A 17,959-nucleotide genomic window follows, 5' to 3' on the forward strand; every position below is an offset into this window, starting at 1 on the left:
CCTTTAGAAAGAGGCGTTCGTTTTGGGTGTTTACGTTGTTCGGCGGTTAATGCTGTTAGTGCCAACGCTGCTGGCTATCATTTCACTGAACTTCTTTATTGTTCAGGCTGCACCTGGTGGTCCAGTTGAACAGGCCTTAGCTTCTGCGCTTCAAGTAGAAGGAACAGCGCTGGACAGAGCTACTGGCGCGCAATCCGGAGAGGTCTCTCAGCTGGGCGACAGCCGCGGCGCTCGCGGGCTGGACCCCGAGGTGATTGCCGAAATCGAAAAACAGTTTGGTTTTGACAGGCCCATATGGGAACGCTACTTCACCATGCTGGGCAACTACCTCACGTTTGATTTCGGTGACAGCTTATTTCGAGCCCGCTCGGTCATTGACCTGATCGTTGAACGGCTGCCGGTCTCTATTTCCCTGGGGCTGTGGAGCACACTGCTCATTTACATGATTTCCATTCCTTTAGGCATCCGAAAAGCCGTGCGTCACCATTCGGGCTTTGATGTCTGGACAAGCTGGGTGGTGGTCATCGGCAACGCGATACCGAGCTTTCTGTTTGCCATCCTGCTGATTATTCTGTTTGCGGGTGGCTCCTACTTTAACTGGTTCCCGCTGCGCGGACTGGTCTCCCAGAATTTCGACGAACTGCTGTGGTATCAGAAAATTCTCGACTATTTCTGGCATATGGCACTGCCGGTTCTGGCGTTGACCATCGGTGGTTTTGCCAGCCTGACCATGTTGACCAAGAATTCCTTCCTGGATGAAATCAACAAACAGTATGTCACGACGGCCAAGGCCAAAGGGGCTACCGAAAAACGCATTTTGTACAAGCACGTATTTCGCAACGCCATGCTGATTGTCATCGCCGGTTTTCCGGCCACGTTTATCAGCCTGTTCTTTGCCGGCTCGCTGCTGATTGAAGTCATTTTTTCCCTGGAGGGGCTGGGGTTACTCGGGTTTGAATCCACCCTGCAGAGAGATTATCCGGTGATGTTCGGCACTCTCTATATCTTCGGCCTGCTCGGCCTGTTGATTGGTATTATCAGCGACCTGGCCTACACCTGGGTCGACCCCCGCATTGATTTTGAATCCCGATAGGACACCGCTTTGGCCATGACACTGAGTCCACTCAATCGCGAGCGCTGGCACCGGTTCCGTCAGAACCGACGCGGTTACTGGAGCCTGTGGCTGTTCCTTGGGCTGTTTGTGTTCAGCCTGTTCTCCGACTTTATTGCCAATGAAAAACCGGTCCTGATTCACTACGACAATGGCTGGTACTTCCCGTTGTGGAACGACTACACGGAGCTCACTTTTGGCGGCGACTTCGCGGTTTCCGCCGACTACCGCGATCCGTATATTGCCGAACAGATTGAAAAGGATGGCTGGATGCTTTGGCCTCTGGTGCGCTTCAACTACCGTACTATCAACTACGACCTGCCCGCGCCCGCACCCAGTGCGCCGACATCGGAAAACTGGCTCGGCACGGATGACCAGGGGCGGGATGTGTTCGCCCGGTTGCTGTACGGCTTTCGGATTTCTGTTTTGTTCGGCCTTACCCTGACTGTGCTAACGTCCATCATCGGTATCGCCGCCGGGGCGGTGCAAGGGTTCTATGGCGGCAAGATCGACCTGTTCGGCCAGCGCTTGCTGGAAGTCTGGTCCAGCGTACCCACTCTGTTCGTGCTGATTATTATTGCCAGTTTTGTGCCACCGAGTTTCTGGATTTTACTGGGTATTCTGTTGCTGTTCGGCTGGATGGCACTGGTGAGCGTGGTACGAGCGGAGTTCCTCCGCGCCCGCAATTTCGATTATGTGCAGGCGGCCCGGGCGCTGGGTGTCTCGGATCGCACGCTGATGTTCCGTCACCTGCTGCCCAATGCCATGGTCGCCACCGTCACTTTTTTGCCCTTTATCATGGTCGGTTCCATTACCAGTCTGACGGCGTTGGATTTTCTGGGCTTTGGCTTACCCCCGGGCTCGCCCTCGCTCGGTGAAATGATCAGCCAGGGCAAGAACAACCTGCACGCGCCCTGGATTGGTTTGTCCGTGTTTGTCGTGTTATCTGTATTACTGACGCTCCTGGTGTTTGTCGGCGAAGCCGCTCGCGACGCCCTGGACCCCAACCGTACCCGGTAGCCGTGCCATGACTGACGATCTGCTGACCATCGATAATCTCAGCGTCCAATTCCGTACCGGCGACGACTACCGGACGGTGGTATCCGGCGTGAATCTATCCATTGCCAAAGGCGAAACGCTGGCATTGGTGGGCGAAAGCGGTTCGGGAAAATCCGTAACGGCACAATCCATACTGCGTCTGCTGCCGGAGCACAGCGTGCGTTACGCGGATGGAGCCGTCCGGCTCGAAGGGAAAGATTTGCTGACGTTGCCGGAAAAAGCGTTGCGTCCGATTCGCGGGGCGCGCATCAGCATGATCTTTCAGGAGCCCATGACCAGCCTCAACCCATTGCACAGTATTGAAAAGCAGTTGGCCGAGGCATTGTTTTTACACAAGGGCGCCACCCGTTCCCAGGCAAAGCCGGAGGTGTTGCGCTGGCTGCAACGAGTGGGATTGCGCGATGCCGAGCAGCGGATGAATGCCCTGCCCCATGAACTGAGCGGTGGCGAGCGCCAGCGCGTCATGATTGCCATGGCGCTGATCAACGAACCGGACTTACTGATCGCGGACGAGCCCACCACCGCACTGGACGTTACGATTCAGGCTCAGGTGCTGGAGCTGATTCAACAGTTGCAGCGCGAATTGCATATGGCCGTACTGTTCATCACCCACGATCTCGCGATTGTGAAACAACTGGCCGACCGGGTGGCGATCATGCAGGCGGGACAGATCGTGGAAACCGGGGCCACCTCTGACGTGTTCACCCAGCCCCGCCACGACTACACCCGCCGCCTGCTCGATGCCGAACCCCGCGGCAAGCCGGAACCTGTGCCTCAGGATGCCCCGGTGGTGCTGGATGCGGATGACATTCGCGTCTGGTTTCCCATGACACGCGGCCTGTTCAAGCGAGTATACGATCACGTCAAAGCCGTAGACGGCATCAACCTTACGCTGCGCGCCGGAGAAACCCTGGGCATCGTCGGTGAAAGCGGTTCCGGTAAAACCACACTGGGCCGAGCCTTGCTACGCCTGATCGGCAGCCGGGGCGACATCTGGTTTACCGACACCGGGCGGGAGAAGCTCAACCTCAACACCCTTGACCACAAAGCCATGCGCCCCCTGCGCCAACGGCTGCAAATTATTTTTCAGGACCCCTACGGCAGCCTCAGCCCGCGTCTGTCAGTCAGCCAGATTATCGCCGAGGGGCTGCGCGTCCACACCCGCCTGAGTGCCGCCGAACTGGACCGGGAAGTGATTCGTGCGATGGAAGCGGTACAGCTCGATCCCGTCACCCGCCACCGTTACCCCGGCGAATTCTCCGGAGGGCAGCGCCAGCGTATTGCCATCGCCCGCGCTCTGATTCTCGACCCGAAACTGTTAATCCTGGACGAGCCAACTTCCGCCCTGGATCGGTCTGTGCAAAAAGATATTATCGATCTGCTCAGACGCTTGCAGCGCGAGCGGCATCTCAGTTATCTTTTTGTCAGCCACGATCTCAGCGTAGTGCGCGCACTGAGTCACCGCGTAATGATCATGAAGGAAGGTCGCGTCGTAGAATCCGGCGACGCCGAAACGGTGTTCGAAGCCCCCAGGGAACGTTATACGCAACAACTAATGGCAGCCATTCCCACGCTGTAATCGGAGACCCATAACCGCGCCCACGATGCGCGGGAACATCACCGCCAATGCATCGTCTAAGCGGGCACACGGTGACCCATCATCCATAGAATACCGGGAGGTGTTTATGACGGATCTGGTCGAGAAAAACATCCATTGCCCCTACTGCTCCGAGGTCATCGCCATACTGATCGACCCATCGGAACCCGAGCAATCCTATGTGGAAGATTGCCAGGTATGCTGCCAGCCGATACTTCTGGATGTGGTGATTGACGAAACCGACGCGATTGAGGTGTATGCGCGGCAGGAGAATGAATAGGGCCTATGGTGACTGGTCGAACGTCAAGCGTCCAACCAAACACCAATAGGCCACAAGCTCCTCTACTTGGATTTAAACTGATCCATAATCGACCCGATCATGTCCACCGGCAACGGAAACACAATGGTGGAGTTCTTTTCGCCCGCGATATCGATCAGCGTTTGCAAGTACCGCAGCGTCATCGCATTCGGGTTTTTCGATAACTGTTCCGCCGCTTCGGTCAATTTGGCGGATGCCTGGAATTCACCTTCGGCGTGAATCACCTTGGCGCGCCGCGACCGCTCCGCCTCGGCCTGTCGAGCAATTGCTCGAATCATGCTCTCGTCAAGGTCGACGTGCTTGATTTCCACGTTGCTGACTTTAATGCCCCAGCTGTCTGAACTCTGATCCAGAATTTCCTGCACATCCTGGTTCAGCTTGTCGCGTTCCGCCAGCATTTCGTCAAGCTCGTGTTTACCCAGCACCGAACGCAATGTGGTTTGAGCCAGTTGACTCACGGCTTCGTAATACTGCTCCACATTGATGATGGCTTTTTCGGGATCAACCACTCGAAAGTAAACCACCGCATTCACTTTGACCGACACGTTATCGCGGCTGATCACATCCTGGCTTGGCACGTCCATCACAATCGTGCGCAAGTCCACTTTTTCCATCGTCTGGATGAAGGGAATGATGATGACCAGACCCGGACCTTTTACCGTTTGAAAACGGCCCAGAATAAACACGACGCCACGTTCATACTCGCGCAGAATGCGAATCGCATAGGCGATTAACAATACAATGAACGTCAGTAACAAACCGACCATATATTCAATCAACATAAGTCCTCCGTTAAGGGTTGAACTATTTAGGCACCACCGTCAGATGCAACCCGTTTTGGTCCACCACCCGAACCCAGTCTCCTGGCCGCAGCGCTTGCTCGCTGCTGACCGACCAGAACTCACCATCAATTTTCACCGTCCCGTTTAGCCCGTGGCTCTGAACCACCTCGGCTTCACGATTCACCATCGCATAGCGACTATCACGACTGGGTATTTTCAGACTTCGGCCCACCATGGTGACAATACCCAGCACAATCAGTATGCCCACCACGGACATTGCACCAACAATTTCGTAAGACACTTCCATCCCCGGAATATCGCTGTCTACCAGCATGATTGATCCCATCACGACCGCGATGACACCCCCAATACCTAACACACCAAAACTCGGCACGAACGCCTCTGCCACAATCAGCGCACCACCGAGCACCAGCAACGCGAGGCCCACATAGTTCACTGGCAACACCTGCATGGCGTACAACCCCAGCAGCAGGCAAATCACACCCACGACCCCGGGCACCATGGCGCCGGGGTTGTAGCCTTCGAGAATCAGGCCATAGACGCCGATCAATAGCAGGATCGAAGCGATTTGCGGGTTGGTGATGATGCTGAGCAACTCACTGCGCCAGTCCGGGGCGTAAGACACGATCTCCAGACCGGCTGTTTCCAGCACCACCGGACCGCTCTCAAGCACCACTTCGCGCCCATCAATCTGCTCCAGTAGAGACTCACGATTCTCGGCCACCACATCGACGACATTCTGCGCCAGCGCGTCGCTGGCCGTCAGACTGACGGCTTCACGCACCGCCCGCTCGGCCCAGTCAGCATTGCGTCCGTAGCGATCCGCAAGCCCGCGAATAAACGCCACTGAATCGTTAATGACCTTACGTTCCATGGCGCTGGCGGGTTGCGGCACACCGCTTTTGTCTTGCGGTTCACTGGCAGGCGTTTCCGGCGGGGCTTCCTCGCTGTCACCGCTGCCCTCTGGTTTGTCACTGTCACGCTCATCCCGGTCTGATGTGTCCTCCTCCCCGCCTGGCATGGAGGGCAAACCGCCCATTTGTACCGGTGTGGCGGCGCCAAGGCTGGTGGCGGGCGTCATGGCCGCAATATGACTGCCGTAGAGAATATAGGTGCCAGCGCTGGCTGCTCGGGCGCCAGCGGGATGAACATAAGTAACCACAGGCAGTGGGGACGCCAGAAGGCCTTTGATCATATCCCGCGTCGCTGCGTCCAGGCCTCCCGGCGTGTCCATGCGAATGAGTATCGCCGTAGCGCCCGCGTCATAAGCCGTGTCGATGGAGCGCAGGATATAATCTTTGGTCGCCGGGCCTATGGCGCCGTCGATGGTCAGTTCAGCGATATGAGGTGCTTGAGCTTGGGTGTTGGCCTGGGTGTCGGCTTGAGCGCTTGTGGCGCCAGCTATCAGCATCAAAAGACTCACCAGTATCAGAAGATACCGGGACGCACGGGCACTTACGGCCCGGAAGGAAAAGGTAACACCGCAACGAGCTCGACTCATGATTGGCCACCTCCACAATGAAGACTACCAAAGATTGACAGCGGACCATAGAGTTGGAGAAGCTAACGGCTGTTTGCACTGAGAGGATGACATGATGCCGCTGTACTCGAAATGGTCCCTATACCCGATGTGGCACTGGCTGAGCCTGCCGCTGTTATTGACCTTGAGCCTGGGCACAAACGCGGAGCCAGCGCCGGACTTCACGCTCGAGAGCTTCGAGGGGGAGAGCATCAGCCTGGCCGACCAGCGCGGGAAAGTGGTGATGCTCAACTTCTGGGCGTCGTGGTGCGCACCGTGCCGAAAAGAAATGCCCTTACTGGATGCGATGTATCAAGAGTATGAAGAAGACGGGTTTGTGTTGCTCGGCGTGAATGTGGAACAGAATACCGAAGCCGCCAAAGCCTTCCTTGAAAAGCTGCCCGTTTCCTTTCCGATACTGGCCGATCCGAGCAGTGAGGTCAGCCGACGCTATCAGGTAAATGCCATGCCCACCACGGTGGTGGTGGATGCGCGGGGGCAGGTAAGGCATGTTAACCGGGGCTATCGCCCGGGCGATGAGGAAAAGTATCGCAAGCAGGTAGAAGCATTGCTGGATAAGTGAAAACGGCGTTAAGCGGCAGGACGGCGCTCACTGGCGGCGCCCCTGCCGAAACCCGAAACTGTTTACTTTCCTCGCGGGCCGATAAACAACCAAATGATGAAACCAAGAAAGGGCAGGAACAACAGCGCCAGGATCCAAATCAACTTGGCGGTGCTGGATTCGCCACTCTGGGCCGTCTGAATGATGGCGTAGATCACGCACACCAGAAGAATCAGGCCAAGAATACCAGAGATTTCAACGGACATAGGCTTTCCCTCGTCGTTCGTTAGTTAAGTAAGAAGCACGCCTAGAATTGCAGGTTGACGCGATAGCGATTGCTCCCCCGGTGCTCCAGGACCATGGGCAACCATTCCCGGGCCTGAAGACTGTCACTGAACGCATCACTCAGCGTCAGTTCACCGTTGAGGAAAATCCCACCGGCCAGCGGCAGGCGCGCCTCAACGTCAATATCCACGGGTGCGTCCAAGTCGAACACGTCCGCAATCAGCGCCTCCGGCTCAGGGTCGTACCGGGCCTCGGCCGCATAACTGCCCAGGCTCACCCACCGCTCCTGCACCTGAATACGGGCATTAGTCCAGCTCAGATTACCACTTAACTCGACCAACTGCCCCTGATTCATACGCAGCCGTTGAATATTCGCGGCCAGCAGGCCATCCACGGGGACCGGGACACCCGCCTGCACCAGACTGGCCGGGGCATCGATGCTGGTGTCCGTGACGGTGACGGCGCCACCCAGCCCGGCGCATACCCGCCCCTCGATGCGCTGGGCTTCGAGATCGGCGGCGACATCGGCGCAGGGCCGCAAGGTCAATACCGACCAGGGGTTCAGTTCCCAACGCAACGCCCCCAGCGAATAATCGTTGCTGTCGATCCGCACGCTGGCCATGCGTGCCTGCCCGGACCAGACGGTTCCGGTCACGCCGCTGAGCCCGAGCGTACTGCCCTGCGTCATGAAATGGGCTGCCCATGTGGCGGGTATCCGGGTGATGGCGAACAGTACGGTGAACAGTGCCAGCAATACAATCCAGCGCAGCCGGGGAATGAACCTGGAGATGCTATCCCACATAATCTTGTCTGGACTCCTCAGTTTTGCTGCAAACGGATATTGACCGTAACCCGGCCCTGCTCACTGGTGCCTGCCATGGAGAAATCCACCACGCTGACACCGTGCTGATATTCCATGTCGTGCAGCCATTGCATGAAACGGTCATACGGCACCTCATCCAAACGAACCCGAACCTGCCCACCCGTGCCCGGCTGAAAACCGCTCATACTCAAATTATTGGCCCTCAGGCTGGAGTCCACCAGGGCACTGAGGTTACTGCCTCCATTGCCGCCCTGTTGAGCCTGGCGGCGCGCCTGTTCGAGTTGCGCGGCCAGCAATTCCACTCGCCCGAGGCTTTGGCTGGTCGAGACATTGGTGCGGGCCTGGCTGTCACGCCAGTCGGCCAGAGGCACCAATAGCGCTTTCCACAGGATGTAGAGCACCACGGCGACACCGCCAATTAACAGAATCGTTTGTTCACGGCGATTGTAGCGATCCAGCCAGTCGAAAAATGCTTTCATGGACGGCCTCCCGGGGGCGTTACCCTCAAGCGGGCGCTGTGCCGCTCGCCCTGGGCGCTGGCGCTGAGCAATTCCGCAGGCAGCCCGGCTTCGTCGATGGCACCGCGCAATGTCTCGATGGCGTTAAACGCGCTGGCGCTGACGTTCAAGCTGAGTTCGCCGTTGCGCGCCGAATAGGAAATGGCACCCAGGGTGACATCCTCGGCTTCAGCCAGGACCGGAAACAGTTCCGCCAGGACCGGCGTAACCCGCCCCCCTGCGCTGGCCGGTTGCAGTTCGCTCAGTTGTTGTCGCAACTGCCGTTCGGCATCCACCAGGTTGCCCTGCCCGGCCACGCCCCGGTACACCTGTTCGATGTCCCGGCGAATCTCGATATTTTCGGATTCCAGCGCCTTGACCTGGTAGACGGTCGTGCCAATGTAAAGCATCAGGCAGGCTGCCGCAGCCACCACGACACCCTGCCAATCAAGCCACCAGCGCTGCACCGGCAGGCGGCGGGAAAACTCCCCCTGAGAGATATCGAGACGATGGTCCGGCTGAAAGTCCAGCTCCCATAGCGGGGCAACCGCCTGGTCATCGATCCGATCTTTCAGCTCATCGGGCAAAAGCTCGATTAGAGCGACGAGGTCGGCATCGGTTTCTGCGCGCAACGTCAGCCGAGGCAGATTCTCCACGCGGTTCTGAGCGGTCAGAAGCAGTTGCAGACTCAGCCGCGCCTGGTCCCGCTCCAGACTGAAACCCAGGTTCGGCGCGTAATGCACCAGCACCTTGTCCCCCAGAAGCCGCAGGCTCCACGCCGGATATTCCGACGAGGCGATCTCGGCTTTGGCCAGCGGCAACAGCAATGGCAGTGGCCAGGTGTGCTGCACTTCCATACGATACTCGGCCAGACGATCAAACAACTGCCGAAGCCAGGCACGTTCCACATACGCCGTAACGACTTTTCCGTCACGCGGGACACCGAGCGCAAAATGAAACTGGTCGATATCGCCAATCACGCTCTCTTCCAGCTGAAACGGCAGCAAGCGGCGCAGGTGTTTTTTCTCGGCCTCCTGGTATTCCAGCTCGCGGGTCACCACCTGGTTGCCCGGCAGCAGCAACCAGACATTATGGTGCCCGTCGCCCAGCACCGCGGCCAGCGTTTCCAGATCGCCTGCCGCCGCACTGTCGAGCAGGGGGCGTCGTTCGCTGTCGAGCCAACACCAGCGAAACTGGTCCTGAGCGCGATTGCTATACAGTACAAGTTGATTCGCCATAAAAACGCTTGCTGCCTTATTCGTTACCTTATATGCGTGAAGATCTATATGCGTGAAGATCTATAAACGTAAAGATCTTATCCGTAAAAGCCGCTAATAGACATCGTTGCGGCGCACGACGACAAATTCGTCATTGTTACGTTGCAGGATACTGCGCATAGCGCGCCTCTGCTCCACCAGCGAAGCGATGGTGTTCACCGCAAAATAGCTGGTGCCCACGCCCAAACCGTTGGTGTCCGGTGTCACCCCAAGGCTGGCCCAAACGCTGTCCCCCTGGAACGCTGCGACGTCCACAAAATAACCGTCCTGTGGCCAGCCCTGAACCAACTGTTCTGCCTGAACCTCGCTGAGTGGCATCAGGTTATCGCTGCTGTTCAAGGTGCGCAGTAAGCGCGGCGACATCGTGTTGACATTCAACGACTGCCCGGCGGGCAGCACTTCAATATAGGGCCTGATCAGCTCCATAAGATCCGGGGTGATGTAGCGCACCATCCGGAGCTCTTCCACACTTTTGAACTCTCCATTGGCCGGCAGGTACTCCGGATCCAGCCCCAGATAATAATCCGCTTCGGCACCGCCAAACCCGCTAACCTCGTTGTCCGGGTCCAACCAATCCACCACCGCCTCTAGTATCGCTACGGCTTCGTCGGGATTCAGCGGGACACCCTCCTGTTCAAACGTCTGCAGCAACCGGATGAAACGCCGTTGCGGTTCGGTGTAGCGCTGCGGGTCTGTCGGCGCTCTCTGGGAGGTCAGGTCACCGCCGCTCAGATCATTCAGGTTAATCCGGCTCTGCGCGTCGGTAATCGACACGAACAGCCACACTCCACCAAACTCCACCGGGGTTTCTCCACCCCAGCCTTCGTCGGGGTAATCCACCGCCGGATCCGGGTCCATTTCCAACACGAACTGTGCCACGGTTTCGGCCGCCAATAAGTAAGAGCGTGCCTGAGCGCCGTGCCAGCGACTCTCCGCCTTGGCCAGCCCTAACTGGTAGTCGGCGGTAAAACGCACCGCCAAGGCCGCCACCACGCCCACGATCAGCAGCGCCATGATCAGTACGGTGCCGCGCTCAGAACTGAGTGATTTCGAACAGGCGCTCACTGACACCTACCCCCTCAATCTCAATTCTTACCAGAACCGCCAGCGGAAGCTCCGTCGGGTCGCCTCCCACCTGATTCGGATCTGGCCAGGCCAGCGCCCAGTCCCGGGTGTAATCATCGCTTTCCAGTGCGCTGCGCCCTGAGCGACTCATCAGTGAGCGCGAGAGGAACAACAGCTCAAAACGTTCCACGCCTTCGACCATGCGCTGGTTCAGGGCCTGCTCCTCAAAATCCAGCTCATCGAACGGTCGGTTGCGCACCGGCCGATAATCTCTCCACAGCGTGCCTTCCTCCAAACGGTAGCTCACCTCCTGCAAGTCGCTGCGCAGCCGCTCCATCGGGTTGAGCCAGGCGTGGCGGGAAAACAGTAACAGCCGTTCGTCCTGGCCAATGCCGTTCAGCGGATCGGACTGAAAGGAAAAACGCATTCCAGTTGGCCCCGGTTCCGGAGGCAGTATGTGCCGAAAATCAGCGCCGATGATCTGCCAGGTACGATCCAGCGCATTGATCCGGCCCATCACTTCCCGCGTTCTCTCCGCACCATCGCTCGCCACCGACAGCGCCTGATACGAAATCGCCGCGATAGCGCCAGCGATGGCCAGCGCCACCATCATTTCCAGGAGCGTAAAGCCCCCTTGGCGCCGGGCGCGACTATGGGTCATCCTGAAACACCCCGGAAAGCGTTGCCAGGATATTGTCGGGCTGTGACAGCGGCGAGACTTCGATATCGATTTCCCGGAACTCTGCCATTTCACCGTACTCGCCAATTTCGAGCGGGCCGTTGGTCAGCCTCCACTGCCACTCCATCCCGGCCAACGTCACTTCGCCCTGTTCCTGGTCGGGCAGGGTAAAATCCTGTACTTCACGACGGCGCAATCGCAGTTTGGTCATTTCATTTTCGGCGACCCAGAACGCCAGGGTTTTATCGCGAATGGCGGCGGCGCCATCAAGCTGCGTCATGACGAGGGTCAGGAACGCCGGCAGCGCAACGGCCACCACCACGAGCGCCACCATCACTTCAATCAGCGTAAAACCCCGCTGGAGGGATTGAGCCCCCCTTTGAAGGGGTTGTATGAAGCGTTGACGGCTCATTCCCACCGCTCCCACTCTTCTTCAGAGAGCCGATTCAGCCAGGCCACTTCCCCCATCATGGACACTTCCACCCGCTGGGTTTCCGCATCGCCAAAACGGTCCGGGATGATGGCCATTTCGTAAGGCGTGGCCTCGCCACTGGGATAAAACACCAGCACCGGACGCGGCGGATCTTGACGCGGGTCGTACTGCCATTCATCGCCCTCCACCCGCACTTCCAATTGCATGTCTTCGGGCAGGCACCGCTCTTCCAGAAAGTCGCTGGTGGCTTCCCAAACCTGGTCGCGAAACCGCTCCCAGCGATAGCACCACTGTTGTTGCGTGGTACCGGACACTGAACGGGGTTCCCAGAACAACCCGAGCACTTCCTGATCCAACACCGTCTGCTCAGAGACAAACCGGGTCATGAGCAGAAAGTGATCGGCTTCCTCCTCCGCCGGGGAGCCGCCGTCGTCGCCGCCAACGGACAGCGAAGCCATGGCGACGGCGATGCCGATAATCATCAGCACGACCAGCAGCTCCACCAATGTGAAGCCCCGCTGTCGCTGCGCCAGGGCCGCGTGTCTCATTAGTTACCTTGAGAGCTCTCGTCCCAGACGCTGATATCCGCGTTTTGACCATCGCCTCCGGACACGCCATCCGCCCCCAGCGTATAAATGTCGTACTCGCGGGATTCACCCGGGCTCATGTACTGGTATGGCGTACCCCACGGATCGGTGGGCAGGTTTTCAAGATAGCCAGCCTGGCGCCAGTTGCGTGGCTCGGGTGGAATGGTGGGGCGATTGACCAGCGCTTCCAGACCCTGTTCGGTGCTCGGATACACGTAGTTGTCGATGCGGTATAACTTCAGTGCCGTCTGGATCGCGTTGAAATCCGCCTGCACTTTTTTCAGGCGCGCTTCATCAGCACGATCCAGAACCGCCGGGGCCACGATGCTGGCCAACAGGCCGATGATGATGACCACCACCATGATTTCGATCAGACTGAAGCCGCCCTGAAGGCGAAGAGGTGTCGGATTACGGTTCATAATGTTTTAGCTCCCAGTGTTATAAACGCCCAGAATCGGGGTGGCCACGCCGTTGCGCAGCTCATTGTTTCAATGCTCTTTTTCAAACAAGGCTGTTCATTTCGAAAATCGGCTGCAGAATGGCCATGACGATCAGACACACCGCGCCGCCCATAAACACAATGGTGAAAGGTTCCAGAAGCCCCATGGCCACGCCAAGCATCATTTCCAGCTCGCGTTCCTGATCCTGTGCGGCGTTTTCCAACTGCTCCGACAAAGTGCCATTGGTCTCGCCGCTGGCCACCAGTTGAATTAACAGCGGCGGAAAATACCCGGAGTTTTCCATGGCCCGGTGCAACGGTGTACCTTCCTGTACATCTTCCGCCACCTGTTCGCAGGCTTCCTGCATAATTTTGTTGGTCATCACCTGGCCGGCGATGCGCAGCGCCTGGAGAAGCGGCACACCGCTGGAGGTAAGCAGTGCCAGTGTGGACGCAAAACGCGCCGAGTTGATCTGTAAAATCAGATTGCCCATTACCGGCATTTTCAATTTTATCTGGTGCCATCGCCGCATCCGGGATTCGTTGCGCAGTAAGCGCCGGAAACCATAGATCAGCCCGATAATCACCAGTACAGTGTAGTGGCCGTAGTGAATAATAAAATCACTGCTGGCAATCAAAAACTGGGTTAACGCTGGCAATTCGCGTTCGCCCTGCTGGAATACGCTCACCAGTTTGGGCACCACAAAAGCCATCAGCGCCACAATCACGCTGATACTGATAAACAACAACACCAGCGGGTAAATCATCGCCGTTTTCAGGCGCTGCTGAATTTGCTGGTTGCTTTGGGTGTACTCCGCCAGCCGTTCCAGTACCGGCGCCAGATAACCCGAGCTTTCGCCGGCCCGGACCATTGCGCGGTACATGTTGTCGAAAGCGGTGGGAATTTCTCCCAGGGCCTGGGCCAGGCTGAAGCCTTCCAGCACTTTGGTGCGCACCTGTAACAGAATGCGCTTGCTGTTGGGCTTTTGTTGTTGCTTGGCCGTCGCCTGCAACGCTTCGTCCAACGGCAGTCCGGACTTTACCAGCGATGCCAGCTGGCGGGTAATCAGGCTCAAATCGCGAGCGCTGAGCTTGGCTCGCCAGCGCTGGCGCATGCCCTCTACACCGCCAGTAGCGCCACTCATGCGTCGCCCGCCCGTCACACTGCTGACGTCCAGCGGCTTGAGCTTTTTGGCGCGCAACTGGCTGCGCACCTGGCGCTCGGAGTCTCCCTCGAGAATGCCTTTGACGGTTTTTCCGGCTTCGTTCAGTGCTTGATAACTGTAGGCGCCCATGATCGTTCGTCTCGCGGTTCAGCTCGCCTAGCTGGCGGTGGTGACCCGGAGGACTTCCTCCAGGCTGGTGACGCCATCCAGCACGCATTGCCGCCCATCGTCACTGATGGAGCGACTGTGACGACGCGCTTCGGCCAGAAGCGCCTGCTCCCCGGCTTGCTCGTGAATCAGGTGGCGCATCCGTTCGTTGATTTCAATGAGTTCGTAAATCCCCTTCCGGCCCCGATAGCCCATGTTGTTGCACTGCTTGCAGCCCACGGGTTTGTAGATCGTCGCGCCCTCGGGCAAGTTCATCAGTTCCCGTTCGGCCGCGTCGGCCTCGTGAGGTTCGCGGCAGGCCGGGCACAATTTACGCACCAGACGCTGGGCCATGACCACTTCCAGGCTGGACGCCAGCAGAAAGGGTTCCACCCCCATATCTTTCAACCGCATAACCGCACCGATCGCGGTATTGGTGTGCAGCGTGGACAACACCAAGTGACCGGTTAAACTCGCCTGAATGGCGATTTCGGCGGTTTCCCCGTCCCGAATTTCCCCCACCATCACCACATCGGGGTCCTGCCGCAAAATAGCGCGCAGCCCGCGGGCAAAGGTCATATCCACTTTGGCATTCACCTGGGTTTGACCGATACCGGGCAGCAAGTATTCCACCGGGTCTTCAATGGTCAAAATATTGCGGCTGCGGGTATTAATGTGACTGAGCCCGGCGTACAGCGTGGTGGTTTTACCGGAGCCGGTCGGACCGGTGACCAGAATAATGCCATGGGGTTTGAGCAGCGCCTTGGCGAGTCGGTCACGCACCTGTTCCGGCATCGCCAGCTGGTTGAGCGTGAGTTGGCCCGCCGCCTGATCCAGCAGACGCAGCACGATGCGTTCACCGTGCGCCGAGGGGATGGTGGATACGCGAATATCCACTGCGTGACCCGCCAGGCGCACGGTAATCCGGCCATCCTGGGGAAGACGTTTCTCGGCAATGTCCAGCCGCGCCATGACTTTCAGGCGCGAGACGAGCACCGGGGCCAGCTCGGCCTTGGGTGAGAGAATTTCGCTCAGGACACCGTCGATTCGAAAGCGTACCGATACGCGGTCCTCGAACGGCTCCAGGTGAATATCCGAGGCGCCTTCCCGAACCGCTTGCGACAAAATGGCATTGATCAGGCGGATGATGGGGGCGTCATCGTTACCAGCCAGCAAATCGGTGCGGTCCGCCAGGTCATCGGCCATGGAGGAAAGGTCGTACTCCGCCCCCAAATCTTCCGCCGCCTGTTGCGCCGCACCATCGCCACTTTGGTATACGCGTGTGAGCAGCCGCTGGAATTCATCGGTGGGAATTTCGCGCAAGCGGAACTCCGCCCCCAGGTAACGCTGCAATTCCAATAAGACATTCAAATTGAGGCCGGGCCGATACAACAACGTTAATTCGCGCTCGTCTTCGTCCAGCATGACACCGTGTGTGGAGGCGAAGCCAAACGGCAGCCGCGCCTGGGCTACATCGTCGCCCGCGCTGGCCGCCTGAACCTCATCCTCCGACAGTTCTTCTGCCACCAGAGATTGGGGTTCCTGATACTCTTCCGGCATCGGCTCGGCAGTCACACCTTACTCCTCGGCTTGTGCCTCATCGTCTTCACTCTGGTCCGACTGCCCGCTCATCATGCGAATGCGCGCGGCTTCTTCCACTTTCTGCTCCCAGGTGGGCAGCATGGGAATATCGTCGGTGCTGTACAGCATGCCACCGCTGCGACGGCGACGCTCCTGTTGCTCGCGCAGGGTTTTGTACTTCTCTGCGGTAGCGCCGCGCAGCAACTGATCGTCTTCAATCACGGTTGCGCGAATAAAGACCAGCAGGTTCGTTTTGTTCAACGAGTCGGACTGGTTGCGGAACAAGCGGCCCAGCATGGGGATGTCTCCCAGGAAGGGCACCTTCTGCACCGTGGTCTGCACTTCTTCTTCAATCAGGCCGCCCAGCACCACCGTTTCGCCATTGGCGGCCAGCACTTGCGTCTCCAGCTTACGCTGGTTGGTGATCGGGCCGTCCTGGTTGTTCAAATTGGAGAGGCTTGAGACCTCCTGGGAAATATCCAGCACCACGCTGTCCCCCGCGTTTACATGAGGCGTCACTTCCAGCAGGATACCCACATCGCGACGCTCAATGGTGCGGAACGGGTTGGTGGGGTTACTGTTACCCCCGGTGGAGGAATAGGAGCCCGTCGCGAAAGGAACGTTTTGCCCCACGGAAATCGACGCGGTGTGGTTGTCCGTGGTCAGCAGGTTGGGCGTGGACAGAATGTTCGTCGAGCTGTTCTCCTGCAGCATATTGAGAATGCCGAGAAAATCGGTGCGCTCCCCAAGCCGACCGATGCCAAACAGCTGCCCTGACGTTTGTGAAAGCGCACCAGCCAGGTCTACCAACCCTTCATCGCTGTCATCCAGAGCACCCTGACCAATAGCGCCCAGTTGGCCGTTGCCGAGTGTAGAGCTGCCAAAACCGTAGTCGCTGTCACGGTACATCCATTGAATACCCAGCTCACGGCCATCGGTGTCTTCCACTTCCACGATGATCGCCTCGACCAGTACCTGGGCACGACGGATATCAAGACTGTCGATCACGGCCAGCAGTGATTCCATCGTATCGCTGTCGGCGGTCATCAGCAGCGAGTTGGTGTCCTCGTCCGCCTGGACATTGATCTCTTGCCGACGCCCTCCTCCGCTGTTGGCACCACCTTCCTCGGCACGAGCCATGTTCTGGAGAACGCCATTGAGCACTTCAGCAACATTATCGGCTTTCGCGTATTTGAGATAGACCACCCGCACATTGCTGTCTTTGGTGCGAGGGCGATCCAGGCGCTCGATCAGTCGGCGAACCCGTTCACGCTGTAAATCGTCGCCGTGTACCAGCACGGCATTGATGCGCTTGTCCGGCACGATGGTGACATCGGTCTTGCCGGTTTCGGAACCGGGTTTTTCGATTTGGGTAACGGCCCGGGCCACATCCTCGGCCAGCGCAAATTCCAGCTCGATCAGTTCCGTCTCCACCACTGAGGACTGGTCGATCTGGGCAATGATTTCTTTCAAACGGCGAATATTGGAACGAGTGTCGGTCACAATAATGGCGTTACTGGGATCGTAGGCCGAAAGGTGACCGTGCTGAGGCACCAGGGGGCGCAGGGTCGGCAACACTTTGGAGGCACTGATATTGTCCAGCCGGAGCACTTGCGTAATATAGGTGTCGTCTCCCACCGGGTCGGCGCCCAGGTCAGTGGGCACAGGCAGCGAGCGGGCATCCCTATTGGGGACAATGCGCACGACATTCCCGTTTTCTACCGCTGTAAAGCCCTGTACGTCCATCATGGACAGAAACAACTGATAAAGCTCGTCTTTATTGACGGCTTCCTGCGAGATCACCCGGACCTGCCCCCGCACTTTCGGATCCACCACGATGGTTTTGCCAGTGGCATCCGCCACGAACTTGATCACTTCCTGGATGTCCGTGTCCTTAAAGTTGACCGTCCAGGTTTGTTGCGCCCAGGCACTGACACTTGCGAACAGCAGTGCCGTTGCGACGACTCCCGCCAGACGTTGCACACACACTTTCACTGGTCTTCCTCGCTG

Annotated in this window: 19 protein-coding genes; 5 read left to right on the top strand and 14 right to left on the bottom strand. The window is 58.1% G+C overall.

The features are described from left to right. Positions 1-22 precede the first annotated feature (22 nt). From ACQCLF_RS04105 to ACQCLF_RS04120, 4 genes are all read left to right on the top strand, one after another. Entirely contained in the window at positions 23-1,093 is a 1,071-nt protein-coding gene (locus ACQCLF_RS04105; RefSeq protein WP_426985011.1) for a microcin C ABC transporter permease YejB, read from the top strand. A gap of 15 nt (positions 1,094-1,108) precedes the next feature. Beyond that, a complete protein-coding gene (locus ACQCLF_RS04110; protein WP_426985012.1) occupies positions 1,109-2,131 on the top strand; it encodes an ABC transporter permease in 1,023 nt (340 codons plus the stop codon). Positions 2,132-2,138: 7 nt separating this feature from the next. Beyond that, positions 2,139-3,749, top strand: a complete 1,611-nt coding sequence (locus ACQCLF_RS04115; protein WP_426985013.1) for an ABC transporter ATP-binding protein — start codon at positions 2,139-2,141, stop codon at positions 3,747-3,749. A 106-nt stretch (positions 3,750-3,855) separates the two neighbouring features. Beyond that, entirely contained in the window at positions 3,856-4,047 is a 192-nt protein-coding gene (locus tag ACQCLF_RS04120; RefSeq protein WP_426985014.1) for a CPXCG motif-containing cysteine-rich protein, read from the top strand. A 62-nt stretch (positions 4,048-4,109) separates the two neighbouring features. Here the strand turns inward: ACQCLF_RS04120 and ACQCLF_RS04125 are convergent, their stop codons facing one another. Together ACQCLF_RS04125 and ACQCLF_RS04130 are read right to left on the bottom strand one after the other, a co-directional pair. After that, entirely contained in the window at positions 4,110-4,868 is a 759-nt protein-coding gene (locus tag ACQCLF_RS04125; protein ID WP_426985015.1) for a slipin family protein, read from the bottom strand. Positions 4,869-4,890: 22 nt separating this feature from the next. Beyond that, complete coding sequence (locus tag ACQCLF_RS04130) at positions 4,891-6,390, bottom strand: NfeD family protein (protein ID WP_426985016.1); 1,500 nt, start codon at positions 6,388-6,390, stop codon at positions 4,891-4,893. 91 nt (positions 6,391-6,481) lie between these two features. On the opposite strand from ACQCLF_RS04130, the gene ACQCLF_RS04135 reads away from it, so the two are divergent. Next, complete coding sequence (locus ACQCLF_RS04135; RefSeq protein WP_426985017.1) at positions 6,482-6,991, top strand: TlpA disulfide reductase family protein; 510 nt, start codon at positions 6,482-6,484, stop codon at positions 6,989-6,991. A 62-nt stretch (positions 6,992-7,053) separates the two neighbouring features. Here ACQCLF_RS04135 and ACQCLF_RS04140 read toward each other — a convergent pair whose 3' ends face one another. The 12 genes from ACQCLF_RS04140 to gspD all read right to left on the bottom strand — a co-directional run bounded on the left by ACQCLF_RS04140 (position 7,054) and on the right by gspD (position 17,944). Then, positions 7,054-7,236 (bottom strand): PLDc N-terminal domain-containing protein, encoded by a 183-nt coding sequence (locus tag ACQCLF_RS04140; protein ID WP_426985018.1) that lies wholly within the window; start codon positions 7,234-7,236, stop codon positions 7,054-7,056. Between the two features lie 41 nt (positions 7,237-7,277). Further along, entirely contained in the window at positions 7,278-8,057 is a 780-nt protein-coding gene (locus tag ACQCLF_RS04145; protein ID WP_426985019.1) for a type II secretion system protein N, read from the bottom strand. A gap of 17 nt (positions 8,058-8,074) precedes the next feature. Further along, positions 8,075-8,557, bottom strand: coding sequence for a type II secretion system protein GspM (gspM, locus tag ACQCLF_RS04150; RefSeq protein WP_426985020.1), 483 nt, complete (start codon positions 8,555-8,557; stop codon positions 8,075-8,077). Continuing rightward, positions 8,554-9,813, bottom strand: a complete 1,260-nt coding sequence (gspL, locus tag ACQCLF_RS04155; protein ID WP_426985021.1) for a type II secretion system protein GspL — start codon at positions 9,811-9,813, stop codon at positions 8,554-8,556. The genes gspM and gspL overlap by 4 nt, the downstream gene beginning before the upstream one ends. A gap of 93 nt (positions 9,814-9,906) precedes the next feature. Beyond that, entirely contained in the window at positions 9,907-10,917 is a 1,011-nt protein-coding gene (gspK, locus tag ACQCLF_RS04160; RefSeq protein ID WP_426985022.1) for a type II secretion system minor pseudopilin GspK, read from the bottom strand. Continuing rightward, on the bottom strand, positions 10,886-11,578 hold the full coding sequence (gene gspJ / locus ACQCLF_RS04165; protein WP_426985023.1) for a type II secretion system minor pseudopilin GspJ: 693 nt from the start codon (positions 11,576-11,578) through the stop codon (positions 10,886-10,888). The genes gspK and gspJ overlap by 32 nt, the downstream gene beginning before the upstream one ends. Next, positions 11,568-12,008 carry a type II secretion system minor pseudopilin GspI gene (gspI, locus tag ACQCLF_RS04170; protein WP_426985024.1) on the bottom strand — a complete coding sequence of 147 codons (441 nt, stop codon included), beginning with the start codon at positions 12,006-12,008 and terminating at the stop codon, positions 11,568-11,570. The genes gspJ and gspI overlap by 11 nt, the downstream gene beginning before the upstream one ends. Continuing rightward, positions 12,005-12,577, bottom strand: coding sequence for a type II secretion system protein (locus tag ACQCLF_RS04175; protein WP_426985025.1), 573 nt, complete (start codon positions 12,575-12,577; stop codon positions 12,005-12,007). Before ACQCLF_RS04175 ends, gspI begins: the two co-directional genes overlap by 4 nt. Next, positions 12,577-13,035, bottom strand: a complete 459-nt coding sequence (gene gspG, locus ACQCLF_RS04180; protein ID WP_426985026.1) for a type II secretion system major pseudopilin GspG — start codon at positions 13,033-13,035, stop codon at positions 12,577-12,579. The genes ACQCLF_RS04175 and gspG overlap by 1 nt, the downstream gene beginning before the upstream one ends. Positions 13,036-13,117: 82 nt before the next feature. Next, complete coding sequence (gene gspF, locus ACQCLF_RS04185) at positions 13,118-14,350, bottom strand: type II secretion system inner membrane protein GspF (RefSeq protein ID WP_426985027.1); 1,233 nt, start codon at positions 14,348-14,350, stop codon at positions 13,118-13,120. A 27-nt stretch (positions 14,351-14,377) separates the two neighbouring features. Continuing rightward, positions 14,378-15,928, bottom strand: coding sequence for a type II secretion system ATPase GspE (gene gspE, locus ACQCLF_RS04190; RefSeq protein WP_426985232.1), 1,551 nt, complete (start codon positions 15,926-15,928; stop codon positions 14,378-14,380). 18 nt (positions 15,929-15,946) lie between these two features. Then, positions 15,947-17,944 (bottom strand): type II secretion system secretin GspD, encoded by a 1,998-nt coding sequence (gene gspD, locus ACQCLF_RS04195; RefSeq protein WP_426985028.1) that lies wholly within the window; start codon positions 17,942-17,944, stop codon positions 15,947-15,949. Positions 17,945-17,959: the final 15 nt, after the last annotated feature.

It is taken from the genome of Marinimicrobium sp. ARAG 43.8 (genome assembly GCF_050113635.1).
In the GTDB taxonomy this organism is placed as follows: domain Bacteria; phylum Pseudomonadota; class Gammaproteobacteria; order Pseudomonadales; family Cellvibrionaceae; genus Marinimicrobium.